Origin of the sequence: Pseudoalteromonas sp. SR43-3, from assembly GCF_014163875.1 — a bacterium.
In the GTDB taxonomy this organism is placed as follows: Bacteria; Pseudomonadota; Gammaproteobacteria; order Enterobacterales; family Alteromonadaceae; genus Pseudoalteromonas; species Pseudoalteromonas distincta.
The window spans coordinates 30,402-49,038 of the sequence record NZ_JACJEC010000022.1 but is presented as its reverse complement, the minus strand read 5'-3'; the positions used below and the strand labels follow the sequence as shown (position 1 = coordinate 49,038).

Annotated in this window: 16 protein-coding genes; 1 reads left to right on the top strand and 15 read right to left on the bottom strand. The window is 39.6% G+C overall.

The window, feature by feature from the left end; translation table 11 throughout:
• Positions 1 to 4: 4 nt before the first annotated feature.
• The 10 genes from H5088_RS17860 to rppH form a co-directional block, all read right to left on the bottom strand.
• On the bottom strand, positions 5 to 697 hold the full coding sequence (locus tag H5088_RS17860) for a FlgO family outer membrane protein (RefSeq protein WP_182754021.1): 693 nt from the start codon (positions 695 to 697) through the stop codon (positions 5 to 7).
• A 13-nt stretch (positions 698 to 710) separates the two neighbouring features.
• The gene (locus tag H5088_RS17855) at positions 711 to 1,304 is read right to left on the bottom strand and encodes a FlgO family outer membrane protein (RefSeq protein ID WP_149602251.1); all 594 of its coding nucleotides are present in this window, start codon (positions 1,302 to 1,304) and stop codon (positions 711 to 713) included.
• A 47-nt stretch (positions 1,305 to 1,351) separates the two neighbouring features.
• Positions 1,352 to 1,942 (bottom strand): SPOR domain-containing protein, encoded by a 591-nt coding sequence (locus H5088_RS17850; protein ID WP_182754020.1) that lies wholly within the window; start codon positions 1,940 to 1,942, stop codon positions 1,352 to 1,354.
• A gap of 107 nt (positions 1,943 to 2,049) precedes the next feature.
• Entirely contained in the window at positions 2,050 to 2,733 is a 684-nt protein-coding gene (locus H5088_RS17845) for an SPOR domain-containing protein (protein ID WP_182754018.1), read from the bottom strand.
• A gap of 699 nt (positions 2,734 to 3,432) precedes the next feature.
• Positions 3,433 to 4,311, bottom strand: a complete 879-nt coding sequence (galU, locus tag H5088_RS17840) for a UTP--glucose-1-phosphate uridylyltransferase GalU (RefSeq protein ID WP_076923554.1) — start codon at positions 4,309 to 4,311, stop codon at positions 3,433 to 3,435.
• A 23-nt stretch (positions 4,312 to 4,334) separates the two neighbouring features.
• The gene (locus H5088_RS17835) at positions 4,335 to 5,186 is read right to left on the bottom strand and encodes a thymidylate synthase (protein ID WP_170071814.1); all 852 of its coding nucleotides are present in this window, start codon (positions 5,184 to 5,186) and stop codon (positions 4,335 to 4,337) included.
• A gap of 10 nt (positions 5,187 to 5,196) precedes the next feature.
• Positions 5,197 to 6,000, bottom strand: a complete 804-nt coding sequence (lgt, locus tag H5088_RS17830) for a prolipoprotein diacylglyceryl transferase (RefSeq protein ID WP_024598743.1) — start codon at positions 5,998 to 6,000, stop codon at positions 5,197 to 5,199.
• A gap of 13 nt (positions 6,001 to 6,013) precedes the next feature.
• Positions 6,014 to 6,823 (bottom strand): sulfite exporter TauE/SafE family protein, encoded by an 810-nt coding sequence (locus tag H5088_RS17825; protein WP_182754016.1) that lies wholly within the window; start codon positions 6,821 to 6,823, stop codon positions 6,014 to 6,016.
• A 90-nt stretch (positions 6,824 to 6,913) separates the two neighbouring features.
• Positions 6,914 to 9,178 (bottom strand): phosphoenolpyruvate--protein phosphotransferase, encoded by a 2,265-nt coding sequence (gene ptsP / locus H5088_RS17820; protein ID WP_002958703.1) that lies wholly within the window; start codon positions 9,176 to 9,178, stop codon positions 6,914 to 6,916.
• Between the two features lie 30 nt (positions 9,179 to 9,208).
• On the bottom strand, positions 9,209 to 9,727 hold the full coding sequence (rppH, locus tag H5088_RS17815; protein ID WP_002958704.1) for an RNA pyrophosphohydrolase: 519 nt from the start codon (positions 9,725 to 9,727) through the stop codon (positions 9,209 to 9,211).
• Positions 9,728 to 10,257: 530 nt separating this feature from the next.
• Between rppH and mutH the strand changes: the two genes are divergently transcribed.
• Positions 10,258 to 10,929, top strand: a complete 672-nt coding sequence (mutH, locus tag H5088_RS17810; RefSeq protein WP_182693772.1) for a DNA mismatch repair endonuclease MutH — start codon at positions 10,258 to 10,260, stop codon at positions 10,927 to 10,929.
• Between the two features lie 193 nt (positions 10,930 to 11,122).
• Here mutH and eno read toward each other — a convergent pair whose 3' ends face one another.
• From eno to rlmD, 5 genes are all read right to left on the bottom strand, one after another.
• Positions 11,123 to 12,421 carry a phosphopyruvate hydratase gene (eno, locus tag H5088_RS17805; RefSeq protein ID WP_002958706.1) on the bottom strand — a complete coding sequence of 433 codons (1,299 nt, stop codon included), beginning with the start codon at positions 12,419 to 12,421 and terminating at the stop codon, positions 11,123 to 11,125.
• A 112-nt stretch (positions 12,422 to 12,533) separates the two neighbouring features.
• Complete coding sequence (locus H5088_RS17800; RefSeq protein ID WP_033020682.1) at positions 12,534 to 14,168, bottom strand: CTP synthase; 1,635 nt, start codon at positions 14,166 to 14,168, stop codon at positions 12,534 to 12,536.
• A 162-nt stretch (positions 14,169 to 14,330) separates the two neighbouring features.
• Entirely contained in the window at positions 14,331 to 15,128 is a 798-nt protein-coding gene (gene mazG, locus H5088_RS17795) for a nucleoside triphosphate pyrophosphohydrolase (protein WP_165742743.1), read from the bottom strand.
• Between the two features lie 2 nt (positions 15,129 to 15,130).
• The gene (gene relA / locus H5088_RS17790; protein WP_024594977.1) at positions 15,131 to 17,287 is read right to left on the bottom strand and encodes a GTP diphosphokinase; all 2,157 of its coding nucleotides are present in this window, start codon (positions 17,285 to 17,287) and stop codon (positions 15,131 to 15,133) included.
• Positions 17,288 to 17,295: 8 nt separating this feature from the next.
• Complete coding sequence (gene rlmD / locus H5088_RS17785; RefSeq protein WP_182711524.1) at positions 17,296 to 18,621, bottom strand: 23S rRNA (uracil(1939)-C(5))-methyltransferase RlmD; 1,326 nt, start codon at positions 18,619 to 18,621, stop codon at positions 17,296 to 17,298.
• Between the last annotated feature and the right edge of the window lie 16 nt (positions 18,622 to 18,637).

Below are 18,637 nucleotides of genomic sequence, written 5' to 3'. Positions count from 1 at the left end.
TATCTCACTTGCTTGCTTGTTTTAACATTATGCCATCAGTGCGATAGCTACTATTAAGTGCATCAACAACCGACTGTGGAATAAACCCTTGTGCAGAACCGACTACGGCCTTACTTTCTAGCCCAACAATACGTGCATTAACAAGTACACCACCTTGATGGTTTACAAGCGTACCGGCTAGTACATACTTAAAGTTTTGATCTTGTTTTAGCTCTAAATAGTCGCGACTAAATACAAAGTCGCCTGTTGAGGTAACACGCATATAATCAGTTGTTTTAAAATCAATAACGGGTACACCAAAGCTGTGTAATTCATGCATGAAGCTTTCTGCAATTTGGTTTCCTAGTAAGCTACCATCGTTGTAGTCTTCATCTAAAAAAATAAAACTCGAAACAGCTAATGGTGTTTGTTCACTTACGTACTGTAAGTTTTCAACCATGTCTTGCATTATGCCACGCACATAATGGTTAATATTTTTACGCATTGGCGGTGTTGCTTTTGTGTAGTTATCTTGTGGAGCCATTCCTGACTGAAATAAGTTATCGTCAGAAACAGGCGCTGCAACTTCGCGTTGGTTACTCACCAGTTGGTTGCTTTGCTCACTTTGTGGTGTTGCGGTGTCTGTATTCATTGTGCCTAGTATTTGAGAGCAACCAAAGCCCAGTGGTAAGCATAATGTAATTAATAGGTTTTTCATTTTGTGCTCCAAATTAGTATTCGCTTCGGTATAAAAGTCCGTCACGCTGCTGAATTTTCTCATTGCCCCACATTACATTAATTGGGATCTCGGTACTTCCCGCAGAGAGCACCTGTTTATTTTCTATATTCACAAGCCGTGCATTAACTATGTATGCATGCTGCTGGCGAGTCACTGTTCCTGTGATAACTAAGTCAATATTTTGGCGATTACGTAATTTACTTAAATCGCGACTTAAAATACTGTCTGAGTTTTCTGATAAAGAGAGGTTATTCCCAAGTCTGTATTCAACGGTGTGATAACCCAGTTGAGTAAATTGTGTAAGCAGACTTTCTTGGATCTGCTGACTTAATCCTGAGGCCTGCCCTGTCACTAATTTAGTATCTAGTGCATCTGCATAAAAGAAGCTACTAACGCCAACACGTGCATTAGCATTTAAGGCTCCGTTTAGGTGGTTAAGTTGCGACGTTAAATTAACTACATAGTCATTAACCGTAAAAGGAGCCATGGCCGCTTTAGGTGCATTTGTAGGCACACTTGGTTCTGGTGGTGGCACCAAGTTACAAGCAGCTAAATTTAAAAACAATAAAGGCAGTAAAAGGCGCATAATTGCCATCCTCTTCAAAACATACTGAAGATAAGCAATTTGTATGCCTATATCGTACTTCTGTAAGGTTGTTGAACATAATAGCTAACAAAACATGTTACTTGTTGCTTTATAAGGGCTAAACAATCACTTTTTGCGTCCGCTGAATTACTATAAGCACCTAACTTCAATCGATAAAAAGTTGTGTTATTAACACTTACGGTTTCTACATTTATCTCAGTGGGTGAGATAATATTTTGTGGTATTTTTTCTTGGAATTCGCTGAGCTTCTTATGCAATGCATTTTTATTTTTAAAAGCGGCAATTTGTAAAGCAAACAATGCCGAGTGGGTTTTTAATATACTTTCGTTATTGACTTCATCATTTACAAGACTATTTAGAGAATCAGAATCATTCAGTTGTTTTAGATTAGTAGCAAGCCGCGTTAATTTATTTTCTAACTTGAGTAGCTCCTCTACTTTTGGTTGAGAGCTTTCCCATTGTGCCGCAGAGATTTTGAGCTGCTCTAAATCAGACTTTTCAATAAGAATCGGTTGCGGGGTTGCTTGAGTCATTTTAACTTGTTGAGATGAGTTACATGCAGATAAAACAAGTACACCCATTAGCATCATGCATTCTAAACTCCATTTTAATAACATTTAACTTCCCTAAAATGACGTTGTTTAGGGGGTTATTTATCCCCTAAACGTATTTAATTATGAAGGGTGTATTTTATGGATAAACAATTTTTAAGCAAGTTTCTTAACTACAGCCTTACTGGCTTATCGGTGTAGTTACTTACTATGCAATCGAGTTTATACAGCTTGAATACGTCACAGTCTGCTTTTGCATTTTTAAAGTTTTGGTAAGAGCCTAGTTTTAGTCTGTAAAACATTTTCTCGTTTATCTTGGCGGTTTCTACGTTAGTCAATATTTTGTCTCTAAACAACGGTGCTGCTTTAGTATTTAGCTCTTGCCATGCTTTAGCCACACCTTGCTCTGAGTCAACCGAAGCTACCTGCAAAGCAAATACATGTTTTGGTTTATTTAATTTTACAGCTTGTTTTTTATTGCTGTAGTTTTGTTTAACTTGTTGGCGTGATTTAACATTACGTGTGTTTCGAGGTGAGCGTACAGACTTGCTGCTATACCCTTGATTAGACTGCGCAATAGCTTTGCTGTTTATAATATCAATATGATTTACGAGGTAAGTTATTTCTTTTTCTAATCTTAAAATTCGCTCTATACCTTCGCGTGCTTGTTGCCACTGCATTGCAGCATCTTTTAGCTGAGCAAGCTCCAAGGCTGTAATTGAGACGTAGTCTGGCGAGTTACTTTGAGGTTGTTCGTCAATGGTTTTTATTTCAGGCGTAACGCTGCATGCTGTGCCAAATAAAAGCATTAGCAAGCTAAGTAAAAGCCCAATGTTATTTTTTTTATATATAAACATGTATTTGCTGTCCTGAAAGCAGTGTTTTTCACTACATTTCAGTTAAACATTCTCACAAGAAAGCGTTTAACTTTATTTAAGCTGTAAGCTATAAAACTTAGCTCTTCGCATGCTTGTCAGTGTTTTGTAAAACACAACGTTGCATACTCCCACCCTTCCTTGAGAGCATTATTTAATACAAATTCAATGCCAGTTAACACAAACTTTACAACATAAATAACAATATGTCTGTAATGACCTAAAAATTTTATTTTTAGAGAGGCTCCTTTCCTATTTTATTCTAGGGCCTGTTGACCTTTCAGGATTAAAATTTGTTCAATCTAGGGGCCATTTAATCGCGGCGCGAGGTTTGTAATCTAGTGGGCTCGATAACTGCTCCTGCGTTATTCTACTGACTTACATCCCTGTAAGAATAAGTAAAAACCGAGTAAAGCTTCCGCGTCCTGCTCACGCCCCTTACCTACATCCATGTAGGCAACAAAGAGTAAATTGCCCCGAGGCAGAACCCTTCGGGCAGCGCATGTTTGGCATCTATGCTACCTTATCGCCTATTTATGGGGAATAACCACACTACATCGGCTCTGCCTTGCCTAAATACCAAACAGCCTGCTGCAAATTTAACCTCGAAAGATAAACAGGCCTGATAAAACTCATAAAAAAGGCGCCGATATAGGCGCCTTTCATGATTTACATTAACTGTTAAATCAGTTTTTTAATAAATGACTTTAATTCATCAGCAAATTCATCGCGACGAAGTGCAAATTCAATAGTCGCTTTTAAATAACCAATTTTACTTCCACAATCGTGGCTACGGCCTTTTATTGCGTATGCATCTACTTTTTCGTGTTCCATTAACATCGCAATTGCGTCAGTTAATTGAATTTCGTCGCCTGCACCTTGCGGAGTTTTTGCAAGTAACGGCCAGATATTTTCGCTTAATACGTATCGACCCACTACAGCTAAGTTTGATGGAGCTTCATCTACTGGCGGCTTTTCTACCATATTAAGAATTGGCGAGCTTTCACCTTGCTTTAAGTCAACATCACCTAAATCAACCACACCAAACTGGTTCACTTGTGCCATTGGTACTGGTTCTACCATAATTTGGCTGTGCTTATTTTTCTCAAAGTTAGCGATCATTTCTGCTAAGTTATCTTTTTTAAGATCGCTCTCTACATCGTCGATAATTACATCTGGTAAAATAACTACAAACGGTTCGTTACCAATAATAGGCGCTGCACAACTAATAGCATGGCCTAAGCCTTTTGCTTCACCTTGGCGTACGTGAATAATGGTTACGTCTTTAGGGCAGATTGCTTGCACTTCGGCAAGTAATTGCCGCTTAACACGCTTTTCTAAAGTAGCCTCTAGTTCAAAGCTCGTATCGAAGTGATTTTCGATTGAATTTTTACTTGAGTGCGTTACTAACACTATTTCTTTAATTCCTGCAGCAACGGCTTCGTTTACTACATATTGAATTAAAGGACGGTCTACCACTGGCAGCATTTCTTTAGGAATTGCTTTAGTGGCTGGTAACATACGAGTACCAAGGCCCGCTACTGGGATCACTGCTTTCATTTTATGTTTTCCTTAATCTTTTATTATACTGAAAATGGATATTGAATCGCTTCATGGCATTGATAGCCTGTTACTTCAAAGTCGTCTCGTGTTACCCACGTTTCTATGTCTTCTAATGATTTAATTTTTGGATTAATTTTTAACTGAGGTGACGCAAATGGCTCACGCGTTAACTGCACATCTCGCATCAGTTCAAGTTGGTTTTCGTAAATATGTGCATTAGCAATTTTATGGTACGCCTTACCCGCTTTGTGGCCGGTAATTTGAGCCACTAACGCAAGCAACACAAAACACTGAATTTGATTGAAATTAAGGCCAAGCGGTACATCACAGCTTCGCTGGTATGACGTTAAGTATAGCGTATCGCCAAGTAGTGAAAAAGTGTGCGTATGCATACACGGGCGCAAACAACCAAGCTCAAACTCACCTGGATTATAAAACGTGATTATTTCACCACGGTCATCAATGCCATTTTGTAAGTTATTAATAACTTTGGAAAGCTGATCAAGCGTTGAGCCATCTGGTCGTTGCCAACCACGGCCTTGTACGCCATAAACACGTCCCATGTCATCCTCACCTTTACGGTTAGGATTATTAAGCCATGCGTTGTTATCGTTCGCGTTGGCATCCCATGTTTTACAGCCAATTTCTCGAAACTGCTCAGCGCTGTCGTAACCGCGTAAATAACCTAGCAATTCGGCGATAGCTGCTTTGTAGTAACTTTTACGCGTCGTGATCATCGGAAACTTATTATTAGCCACATCGTATTCTAAATCGGCATTAATAACGGTTAAACAACGTGTACCTGTACGTTTGTTTTCGACCCACTGACCTTCGTCAACAATACGCTGACATAATTTTAAATATTGTTTCATGCTTTTCTTATTATGCCTTAGCTGGTGTAACGTGTTGTGGTTGCTTATATGCCCAAATTAATAAGCCTAAACCACCCACTATCATTGGAAGTGAAAGTATTTGTCCCATTGAAATAAAGTCGGCAAATAAACCGAGTTGTGCATCGGGTTGGCGGAAATATTCAATACAGAATCTAAACACGCCGTAACCTAATAAAAATACACCGGCTACACTCCCTGCTGGACGTGGTTTTTTAATAAACCATTGCAGGATTAAAAACAGCACTAAGCCTTCAAAAAATGCTTCGTATAATTGCGATGGGTGACGCGCAAGCGGACCGCCCGTTGGAAATACCATTGCCCATGGCACATCGGTAACTCGGCCCCATAACTCACCGTTTATAAAGTTACCAATACGTCCAGCTAAAAGTCCTACAGGAACGAGTGGTGCAACAAAGTCGCCCACTTGAAGCAGTGACTTTTTACGCGTCCACGAAAAAATTGCGACGGCGGTTATAACGCCAAGTGTGCCACCATGGAACGACATACCGCCCTGATCTATTCTAAATAAATACAGTGGGTTTTCTATAAAATAACTAAACTGGTAAAACAATACGTAGCCAATACGCCCGCCTAGTATTACCCCTAACATGCCGTAAAACAGTAAATCGCTTACTTGGTCTTTAGTCCAACCCGAATTTGGCTTTGACGCTTGACGATTAGCAAACCACATCGCAAATGCAAAACCTATTAAGTACATTAAGCCATACCAACGTACGCTTAGCGGTCCAACAGAAAAAATAATTGGATCAATTTGAGGAAACTCAAGTGCCATAAAAAATAAACCTTTAGCTAAAAACCATTTTAATTGCGATAACTACAAGCAGCACCGCGAAAACTTTTTTAATTGTATTAACAGGTAAATAGTGAGTTGCTTTAGCGCCAATAGGCGCAACAAACCACGAGGTAATAACAATTCCAAATAATGCAGGTAAATAAACAAACCCAGCAAAACCATGCTCTAAATCGGTAACATGCCAACCTGCGCTGATGTAACCAACAGAGCCAAATAATGCTATAACAATTCCGCACGCGGCTGCGCAGCCAATTGCTTTTTTTATATCAACCGAAAAGTAATTAAGCATAGGTACTATTAAAGCACCACCACCAATACCAATTAAACCTGATAATCCGCCCATTATCGCAGAAAATCCACCTAAAATAGGACCTGCTGGTAACGGTTTATCTGACATCGGTTTATTACGCGCGGATAGCACCATTCTTGCTGCAATAAATACAACACTTATAGCAAACACTGTACGCAATATTTGTTCAGGGATTAAACTTGCTGCAAAGCCACTAATAAGTGCACCTAAAGCCACACCCGACATAACCCATGGGGCAATATCCCAAGGCACGTTATCATTTTTATGATGAGCCAGCGCTGAAGACGTTGAAGTAAATAAAATAGAAGCGAGTGAGGTTGCAATAGCAATTACTAATACATGATTAGCCGACGTTACATTAAATGACAGTAGCAGAGTGCTTAGAACTGGAACGATAATTAAACCGCCACCAATGCCTAGTAACCCAGCTAAAAACCCAACAATACAGCCTAGTAGTGCGCAGCTTGCGACTAACAAACCTAAGTCATACATAGTAATCTCAAATACCCTTTTAAGGTTTATATATTAAAGGATTATAAAACTAATAGCATCTGTGTATTGCAATTAATTAGGCGTATAAGCTTATTTGGGAGTGTAAAACAAATCACCTAATTTATGCTCTAGCATAAAGCTTCGCGTTAAACGTAGTACTTGTTTGGCTGTGGATTGCGCTAAGCATTCACTTAATAGTTGTTCCATGTCACTGACATTTAAACGCCTAAGTACCCATTTAACTTTATTAAGCGATGATAAATTCATACTAAGGCGCCTGTAACCCATGGCAATAAGCAAAATAGCCCCTTCAGGATCGCCGCCTAGTTCACCACACAAACTAAACGGCAGTTCATATTGCTCACATTCACGCGCTACTTTATTTAGTACCCTGAGTACGCCCGGGTGATAAGGGTTAAAAAGTTCGGCAACTCGTGCATTAGCCCTGTCTACTGCTAATAAATACTGTGTTAAATCGTTACTACCTACTGAGCAAAAATCGACTTTTTTCGACCACTCTGGAAGCATAAATACACTTGAAGGTACCTCTAGCATTATCCCTATGTCGGGTCTTTCTATGGTTTGCTCTGGGTATTTTTCACTTAACTCAAAATAAGCCTGTTCAAATAATGCAAGTGACTCATCAACTTCTTCAGTGCCGCTGATCATAGGGAGCATTATTTTTAGATTGCCTAAACCAATATTGGCTTTAAGCATCGCTTTTAGTTGATCTAAAAATAACTCTGGGTGATCAAGGCTAATACGAATGCCACGCCAACCTAAAAATGGGTTTTCTTCGGTAATGTTAAAGTAATCGAGTACCTTATCGCCCCCAATATCCAATGTACGCATAACCACAGGATTAGGATGATAGCTAGTTAGTACTTCTCGGTACCAATTTTCTTGCTCTGATTGCGAAGGAAACTGACCCTTTTGCATAAACCACGCTTCGGTACGGTAAAGCCCCACACCGTCACAAATATGCGCGCTACTTTGCTCGGTATTAAGCTCAAGGCCTGCGTTTAATAATAAGCTAACATGCTCACCGTCAAGCGTAATTGATTCAGAGTCTTGCTCTGCTAAAAAGCGGTTATTAAGTAGGTTATCTTGATGCTGTAACTCTGTGTATTCATCCATCAACATTTGCGAAGGCGATATATATAAACGCCCAGCAAATGCATCTAAAATCATCGGTTTGCCATTAAACTGCAGTAGAGGTAAATCTTCTATACCCCAAATGGCAGGGATCCCCATCGCACGCGTTAATATAGAAGCATGGCTATTTGCAGAGCCATTTACGCTTACAACGCCTGTTAAGTGACCTTTTGGCACCTCAGCTAGCATGGCGGGTGTTAAGGTATTAGCAATTAAGATAGTGTTGGCCGGATAATTTTTAACAGCGTGCTCGGTATTTACAAGATGGTGTAATACGCGAAGACCAATGTCTTTAACGTCAACAGCACGCTCTTTTATATAAGGGTCTTGCATGGCATTAAATTGAGATATTAAACGCTCTATTACAATTTTTAGGGCGCTTTTAGCACACCAGCCTTCTTGTAATTGCATTTCAACATTATGCCCTAAACTTTTAGCGTCAAGCAGTTGTTGATACACATCAAATACCGCAAGAGCTTCGTGCGGAATAGAATCGCTTAGCGTCATAGATAGGGTATTAAATTCTTTGCGCGTTGCAGCTACAGCTTGTGTAAACAAACGGCGCTGCTCAGTAACGTCACTGTCTTTTAAAAGCTCAATAGATTTAAAATCGAGTTTTGGTAATACAACAAATGCTTGCCCTATACCTATTCCAGGCGCGCTCGATACGCCTTTTAAAACAGACGTTTGATGAGATGACTCATCTTGGCGGAGTATTTCTTTAATTTCAGCATGCGCTAACTGTGAAGCAAGCTGGGCAGAAAGCGTTATTAAAAACGACTCTTCGTCTTGGCTAAATACACGTGCCATTTTTTGTTGAACAACAATAACACCCAGTACTTTTTTTTGATGAACAACGGGTACAGATAAAAAAGCGTTGTAGCCTTCTTCGTTTACTTCGGGGGAGAGCTTAAAACGAGGATGCGATTTAGCAAATGCAATATTAATAGGTTCTTCGCGTTGCGCTACTAGGCCAACTAAACCTTCGGTAAAACCAATTCTAAACTTACCTACCGCATCGGGGTTTAGCCCTTCGGTTGCCATCAGTACAAAATTGTCTTGGCTGTAATCTGCAAAATAAATGGAGCAGCACTGGGTTTTCATGGCATCTTTAACCATTTGCACAAAGCACACTAATGCGCTGTCTAAATTCGCTTGTCGCGATACAGACTCCGCAATAGATCTCAGTGTAGCCAGCATGTCCTGCTCCTTTATTTTATTCTGAATTAACTACCTTTTACTTCGCCAATGATCTTTATGTTGTTCTCTCTTATTAAAAGGCATGGCGAAAGGAGCAAACTCTTTCATTACACGTCGATAAACATCCCGTTTAAACGATACAACCTGTCTTACAGGATACCAATAACTTACCCAGCGCCAATCATCAAATTCAGGATGATGGGTTTTAAGTAAATTTACATCTTCGTCTTTACAGCGTAATTTTAGTAAAAACCATTTTTGTTTTTGCCCAATACACACCGGACTAGAGTCTCGGCGGATTAATCGTTTGGGTAATTTATAGCGTAACCAATGTTTTGAGCTTGCGACTATTTCTACATCTTCTGGTCGCAACCCTACTTCTTCGTGTAATTCACGGTACATGGTTTGTTCTGCAGTTTCGCCATCATCAACACCACCTTGGGGAAATTGCCAAGAGTGTTGACCATAACGTCTGGCCCAAAAAACCTGTCCCTGATTATTGCAAATCACAATTCCGACATTGGCACGAAAACCTTCGGCATCAATCACCTTAGTGCCTCATTTGTAAGTCGATTTTTAATGATTGTTCCACATTAGCCGCAATACGGCAAATACTATTATACCCAAGCCAATTAGTGAGCTAAGTTTGAGCTTTTAGTATGTTGATAAATTAATGGAGAATAGGTAAATATTTAGAAAATAACTCAGCAAAGCTATTGCGGTTCTTGTTTTCCTCTAGTTACTCACAGTTTGTGCATAACTTTTGTAAAACACGCTCATTTTGCAAACAAATCCACAATATTAGATCTTAAAACTTAGCTTCTCCACAGATTCTGTGGATAAACATGTTCATATAGTTGTATTTATCCTTACAACTTTTAAATGGCTTAATCAAAACTGAACGTGCACATTTAAAAAAACCTGCAGAGTCAGTAACTTAAAGTAAAGTAGCTTAATTTCAATATGTGCAAAATTAACACAAACAACAAGCGAGCAAAAAACGTACAACCCTAAAGATATCCACGGCTTAGCCTATTTGCTATCATGGCTATGGTATTTATACAACCGAAATTAAGAATATGCGACCTACAAAACCACACTCAATAAACGACTTAATGCAGCGCGTTAACAGTATTGCCGGATTAACACTTGGGCAACTTGCAAACCAGTACTATTTTAAAACACCTGATGATTTACTGCGCGAAAAAGGCTGGACTGGGCAACTCATTGAATACGTACTAGGCGCTACTGCAGGCTCAAAACCCCTCCCCGATTTTGAAGATTTAGGAATTGAGCTAAAAACACTGCCTATTTCTTATAAAGGTAGGCCACTGGAAACTACGTTTGTATCGGTTACACCTTTAATGAACGTTACAGGAATGACTTGGCATACCAGCTCTGTACGTAAAAAACTAAATCATGTTTTATGGCTGCCAATTTTAAGCGAACGTGATATTGCCCCGTTTGATAGAACCATCGGCAGCGGCTTTTTGTGGCAGCCTTCACCTGAACAAGACGCTTTGTTACAGCGCGACTGGGAAGAGCAAATGGAGCTAATTGCGCTAGGTAGAGTCGACGAAATATCAGGCCATTTAGGCGATGCTATGCAAATACGCCCCAAAGCTGCTCATAGTAAAATAGTCACTGATGCTATTGGCCCAAATGGGCAAATAATTAAAACCCTACCCCGTGGTTTTTATTTAAAAACCAGTTTTACAGGTGATATTTTAAAGCAGCAGTTTCAGCTATGAGTGCGTAAGAAGTTAAAGCATGAGTAAAGCGTTATACTTTTGTGCTCCACTCTTTAGTGCTGCGTACATCAACAAGCTTAAAGCATACAATTTATTTTCATCTCTTTGGAAAAAGTATCAGGCATAAAAAATCCCCGCATAGGCGAGGATTTTATCATCTAAAATTAAAAGTTATATTCTATGTAAAATAGAATTACTGACCTTTAACTTCTTTAAGACCGTTGTACGGTGCTTTATCACCTAATTGCTCTTCAATACGTAGCAATTGGTTGTACTTTGCAACACGGTCAGAACGGCTCAGTGAACCTGTTTTGATTTGACCTGCAGCAGTACCCACTGCTAAATCAGCAATTGTTGAATCTTCAGTTTCACCAGAACGGTGAGAAATAACAACAGTAAAACCAGCATCTTTAGCCATTTTGATTGCAGCTAAAGTTTCAGTTAAAGAACCGATTTGGTTAAACTTAATTAAGATTGAGTTAGCAATACCGTTGTCGATACCACGTTTTAAAATCTTCGTGTTAGTTACAAATAAATCATCACCTACTAATTGGATTTTATCACCCATTAGTTTAGTTTGGTGTGCAAAGCCATCCCAATCAGACTCATCAAGACCATCTTCAATAGAAACGATTGGGTACTGATTAGTAAGATCTTGTAAGAAGAAGTTAAATTCTTCAGAAGTGAATTTTTTACCTTCACCTTTAAGATCGTAGATGTTTGCTTCTTTGTCGTAAAACTCAGATGCAGCACAATCCATCGCTAAAGTAATATCTTTACCTAGCTCGTAACCTGCGTTTGCAACAGCTACTTTGATTGCAGCAAGAGCCGCTTCGTTAGATGCAAGGTTAGGTGCAAAACCACCTTCATCGCCAACCGCTGTTGAATGACCATCAGCTTTAAGCACTTTAGCAAGGCTGTGGAATACTTCAGCGCCCATACGTAGGCCTTCGCGGAAGTTTTTAGCGCCAACAGGTTGGATCATGAATTCTTGAATATCTACAGAGTTATCTGCGTGCTCACCACCATTGATGATGTTCATCATTGGAAGTGGCATAGAGTAAACACCTGGTGTGCCATTTAAGTCAGCAATATGTTCATAAAGCTCAACTTTTTTAGACTGTGCAGCTGCTTTCGCAGTTGCTAGTGATACAGCTAAGATTGCGTTTGCACCTAATTTTTCTTTATTTTCAGTACCATCTAAATCTAGCATCACTTTATCAACAGCGTTTTGATCTAATGCATTTTGACCAGCTAAAGCATCAGCAATTTCTTTATTAATATAACCAACTGCTTTTAATACGCCTTTACCTAAGTAACGTGATTTATCACCGTCGCGTAACTCTAATGCTTCACGAGTACCAGTAGAAGCGCCTGAAGGTGCTGCTGCACGACCCCAAGAACCATCTGCTAAATGTACGTCTGCTTCAACAGTTGGGTTACCACGCGAGTCCATAATTTCGCGACCGATTACTTTTACGATTTCTGACATCTTGATTCCTCTATATTCCCAAAATGGTGAGTTCAGCTAACTTTACTACGTTTTATATAGCTTAGTCAGCCCTTAAAACAAAAAAGCCGTGCAATATGCACGGCTTTTAAAATTACGAATTCGCTTTTTGGTGGATGTGTGCAGCTGCTACAAACCCTTCAAATAACGGATGACCATCACGTGGCGTTGACGTGAATTCCGGATGGAACTGCGCGGCAATAAACCATGGGTGATCTTTATTTTCGATAATTTCTACCAGTTTTTTATCTTCTGATAAACCAGTAAAGCTTAAGCCTGCTTTTTCAAGTATTTCTACGAAGTTATTATTTACTTCGTAGCGATGACGATGACGTTCAACAATTTCGTCGCTGCCATATACTCCATGTACTTTAGAACCAGGCGTTAAATGACATTTTTGTGCACCTAAACGCATAGTGCCACCTAAATCAGATTTTTCGCTACGTGTTTCAACATTACCTTCAGCATCTAACCATTCAGTAATTAAGCCAACTACAGGCGCTTCTGAATTTGCATTAAATTCTGTAGAGTTTGCATCCGTTAAACCTGCAACATTACGTGCATATTCAATTAATGCTACTTGCATTCCTAAACAAATACCTAAGTATGGTACTTTATTTTCACGTGCATATTTAGCTGCTAAAATTTTACCTTCAACACCACGTCCGCCAAATCCACCCGGTACTAAAATAGCATCTAAGTGTGAAAGTAATTCAACACCTTTGCTTTCTAAGTCTTGTGAATCTACGTATTCAATGTTGATTGTTAGGCGGTTTTTAAGACCCGCATGCTTTAATGCTTCGTTAACCGATTTGTACGCATCTGGTAATTCAATATATTTACCAACCATACCAATGGTCACTTCACCCGTTGGGTTAGACTCTTGATAAAGTACTTGTTCCCACTCAGCTAAATCAGCTTCTGGTGGATCTAAGTGAAAACGACGACATACAAAGTTATCTAATTCTTGTGTTTTTAATAACGCAGGAATTTTATAAATGCTGTCTACATCTGGTAGTGAAATAACCGCTTTTTCTTCTACGTTTGTGAATAATGAGATTTTTGCACGCTCATTATTAGGTAGTTTACGGTCTGAACGACAAATAAGAATATCTGGCTGAATACCGACTGAGCGTAACTCTTTAACAGAGTGCTGAGTTGGTTTCGTTTTAACTTCACCGGCAGGGCCTAAAAATGGCACTAGCGTTAAGTGAATAAATAGCGCGCGTTCGCGGCCAATTTCAGTTCCCATCTGACGAATTGCTTCAATAAACGGTTGTGATTCAATATCACCTACAGTGCCGCCAATTTCTACAATAGCAATATCATAACCTTCAGCACCGTCGTATACACGCTGCTTAATATCGTTAGTGATATGTGGAATAACCTGAATAGTAGCACCTAGGTATTCACCACGGCGCTCACGACGTAATACGTCTTCATATACACGGCCTTGTGTGAAGTTATTACGACTAGTCATTTTGGTACGGATAAAACGCTCGTAGTGACCTAAATCAAGGTCAGTTTCTGCGCCGTCTTCTGTAACGTAAACTTCACCGTGTTGAATTGGGCTCATTGTGCCTGGGTCAACGTTGATGTAAGGATCCAGCTTTAAAATGGTAACATTTAAACCACGGGCTTCTAAAATAGCGGCCAGTGAAGCTGCGGCAATACCTTTACCCAACGAAGAAACAACTCCGCCAGTAACGAAGATAAATTTTGTACTCATGCGAACCCTAGAATATCAGGAATTAAAAGGAATATAACACCCAAAGAAGAGCCTAAGGGTATATCATCAAGACGGGGCGAAATTGTACCAAAACACTGCTTATCAATCCAGCTAAAATTAGCTAATACGCGCACAAAAAATGTGCACTATTTAACATTAAGCCTATTTTACTTTTTTAATCGCATCCCACGCACTATCCATCTCTTCAAAGGTTGCTGTATCTAAGCTTTTACCTTGCGCATGCAAATAAGCGTTTACCTTTTCAAAACGCGCTGAAAACTTATCATTAGCGCTACGAAGCAGTTGTTCGGGATCTCGTTTAACATGGCGTACAACATTAACAGTGGCAAAAAGTAAGTCGCCGAGCTCTTCCGCTGTATGATCAGATAACGGGTCTTGCTCAATCGCTTCTTTTACTTCAAGCACTTCTTCACTCACTTTATCTAGTGCACCATGATACGTTGGCCAATCAAAGCCAAGGGAAGCCACGCGTTGTTGAATTTTTTTGGCTTTACTTAAGCTTGGCATATTGCCAGGGATATCTTGCCAAAAAGAAGGGGATTCGGTTTGCGCTCTAGCACTTCGCTCCTGTGCTTTGATTGCTTGCCACTGCTGCGATAATTGATCGTCTGTTAGCTCTTTTTTTTCACCAAACACATGCGGGTGACGACGGGTAAGCTTATCGTTTAATTGCTCTACTAGATCATTAAAATCAAATAGATTTTGCTCTTGTGCAAGTTGCGCATAAAAAACTATTTGAAATAGCAAATCACCCAATTCACCTTTAAGCTCATCTAAGTTGCCTGATTCAATACAGTCGGCAACTTCGTACGCTTCTTCTAGCGTATGCGGCACAATAGATTTAAAATCTTGCTTGAGATCCCACGGACAACCGCCCTTGGGATCTCGCAGTGTTTTCATTATGCTAAGAAGTTGTGTAAGCGCTGTATTATCATTCATGATTAATGACCACGCTTGGCATCATGTACACCTTCAATTTGGTGTAATTTAGAAAGAACACGGTTAGTACCCGATAAGTCATGTACTTCTATTTGCATTGTAAATATAGCTAACTGATTATCTTCAACCGTATTTACGTTCATGTTTAAAACATTTACTTTTTCGTTAGCAAGTACTGAGCTTATATCGCGTATCAACCCTGAACGATCGGTGGCTTCTATTTTAATACTTAGTGCGTACGAGCCGTTAATATCATCTGACCAACTTACCGAAATAACACGCTCAGGATGCTGGTTTTTTAAGTTATTAAACGAATCACAGTCTTCCTTATGAACACCTATTCCTCGACCTTGGGTTATATAACCTATTATTTCATCGCCAGGTACTGGGCGACAGCACTTGGCTACATGGCTCATTAAGCTGCCAACACCATCAACCACAATGCCGTTTTTATCACCAGTTACTTTACTTGGTGCTTTAATGCGAATAACCGGCTCATCTTCTGTCCGATCACTTACAAAGTTAAGCATTTGATTGAGGCGAACATCGCCCGCACCAATCGCAACCATTAAGTCATCCAGCTCTTTAAAGTTAAAACGCTTAATGGCTGGCTCTAAATCTTTATATGTTAAATTGAGCTTTTGTAATTCACTGTCGAGAATTTCTTTACCCGCACTTAAGTTTTTGTCGCGGTCGAGCTGTTTAAACCAGTGGTGGATTTTAGCTCTAGCACGGGATGACTTAATGTATCCTAATGACGGGTTTAACCAATCACGACTTGGATTTGGTTGTTTTTGGGTGAGTATTTCTACCTGATCCCCTGTTGTAAGTTGATGCGTAAACGGCACTATTTTGCCGAATATTTTTGCACCAATACAACGATGCCCCACATTTGAGTGGATGTAGTAAGCAAAATCAAGCGGTGTAGCACCAAGTGGTAAATCGATAATATCGCCGCTTGGGGTAAATATGTATACGCGATCTTCTACTACTTGGTTTTTAAGCTCTTCTGCTAAATCGCCGCCATCGACTACTTCTTCTTGCCATTGGAGTAGTTTACGCAACCAGCTAATTTTTTGCTCATAACCCGAGCCGCGCCCTGGTAATGCACCTTCTTTGTACATCCAGTGTGCAGCCACCCCTAACTCAGCATCTTGATGCATGTCGCTGGTACGAATTTGTATCTCTACCGTTTTACCTTCAGGTCCAAATACCACGGTATGAATTGACTGATAGCCGTTTTGTTTTGGGGTTGCTACATAGTCGTCAAACTCTTTATTAAGATGACGCCAATTGGTGTGCACAATGCCCAGCGCACCGTAGCAGTCTTGCAATCGTTCAACGACGATACGCATTGCCCGAATATCAAAAAGCTGATCAAACTCGTAGTTTTTTTGCTGCATTTTTTTATAAATGCTGTAAATGTGCTTAGGACGGCCATAAACCTGGGCCTCTATGCCCGCTTCACTTAAACGATTTTTTACTTGCTCAACCATATCTTCCATGTAGGCTTCGCGTGTAAGACGTTTGTCGTCAAGTTGTTTGGCTATGCTTTTATAGGTGCCTGGGTGCAAATATCTAAACGATAAATCTTCCAGTTCCCATTTTAATTGCCCTATTCCTAATCTGTTTGCCAATGGTGCAAAAATATCAGCCGTTTCTTTAGCGGCAATGACGCGGTCTTCTTCATCCGCATTTTTTACATTGCGTAAATGACATACCTGCTCGGCAAGCTTAATGACCACGGCGCGCACATCTTCAACCATGGTTAATAACATTTTTCGAATATTATCAACTTGCATAGTGCCTTTACCTTGATGCGATAAAGTACTAATAGTGGCCATTTGTGCAACCCCAGTTAACAGCATGGCTATGTTATTTCCAAGCTGCTCTTCGATGGTTTCAAGCGATATTAAGTCGTTTAAAAAATACGGGGTTAAATACGCAGTAGCTAACGATTCGGGGTCGAGATTTAGCTCAGCTAAAATTTCAACCATTTCGATTGCAGTAGTTTGCCTGCTTTCACTATCACATTTTACGCAGAGCGCTTGGGCTTTAGTAAGTAGCTCTGTTTTTTCTTCAGACAAGGCAAGAAATGAAAGCCGAGTGCTAAAATCTGTTGTCTCATCTTGTTGATGTGATTGTCGTGTAGCTACCATAATGCGTTCTACCTCCGTTGAAATAACGCCATAGTTTCAATATGCCCTGTATGAGGAAACATATTCATTAGCCCAATTTTATTAAGATCAAAGCCAGCTTGTGAAATAATTGCGCTGTCACGGGCTAAAGTAACAGGGTCACAAGAGACATATAAAATAGTTTTAAACTGCTTTAAAGGTAATTCCTCTAATACAGCCATAGCACCAGTCCTCGAAGGATCGAGTACAAGCACATCTAAGTTTTTGCTAAACCATGGGGCGCTCTGTATGCTTTGGGTTAAATCAAAGCAATGAAACTGCGCATTGGTAATAGAGTTAGTTTGCGCATTTTGAGCAGCCATTGCAACCGCTGAAGTCACACCTTCTACACCAATTACAGATTTTGCTTGTTTTGCTAACACTAATGAGAAATTACCAATACCACAAAATAAATCCAATAAATTTTCATCACCTTTTAAATCAAGCCAATTTGCAGCTTGCTTTAACATAGCTTCGTTAACTTGCGCATTTACCTGAATAAAATTACCTAAACCAAATTCAAATTTTAGATCAAATTCTTTAAGATAATAAAATGGCATGGCTAAGTGTGAATGTTCTATTGCATCGCTCTCGCTTTGCCATACAATTTTAAACTGCTGGCTTTTTGTTATGTGCTCAACCAAAGCCTTTGTATCATCATTAATTGCTTTAGTGTGACGAATAACAACAAAGTTTTGTTTATCACTTTGGCATAACTGTAAATGGCTTATACTGTGCAGTGCTTTGTGTTGATTAATTAAATCATCAAAAAGTGTGAAAACATCTGTAAATACTTCATCAAGTACTGCACATTTATTAATACTCACAATATTTTTTGAGCCACTTGCTCTGTAACCCACGCGCATTTTTTTAGCTGCTTTATCAAACATAACAGCTATACGAGCGCTGCGTCTGTAATGCACAGGTTTACTTAATAATGGGGTTTGCCAGTTTAAGCTGTTTAATTTAGCAAACTTACTAAATAACTGAGTAACTGCAGTTTGTTTTTCTACAACTTGTTGGCTTACTTCTAAATGCTGTAATTGGCAACCACCACACTGATTATAGTGCTCACAAAAAGCATCTACTCTTGATTCACTCGCTTGAATAACTTTAGTTACTTTTGCACTACTGTATTTAGCTTTATCTTCGACGAGTGTTGCTTTGACTGTTTCGTTTGGTAATGCACCGCTTACAAAACATACTTTATTGTTATGTTTAGCAATGCCACGCCCTTGATGATCCATTCCCGTTATAGTCAATTCTAGTGTTTGTTGCTTTAACGGTTTTTTTTTCGCTTTAAAAATTTGCGCCATTAGGCATTACCTTAAC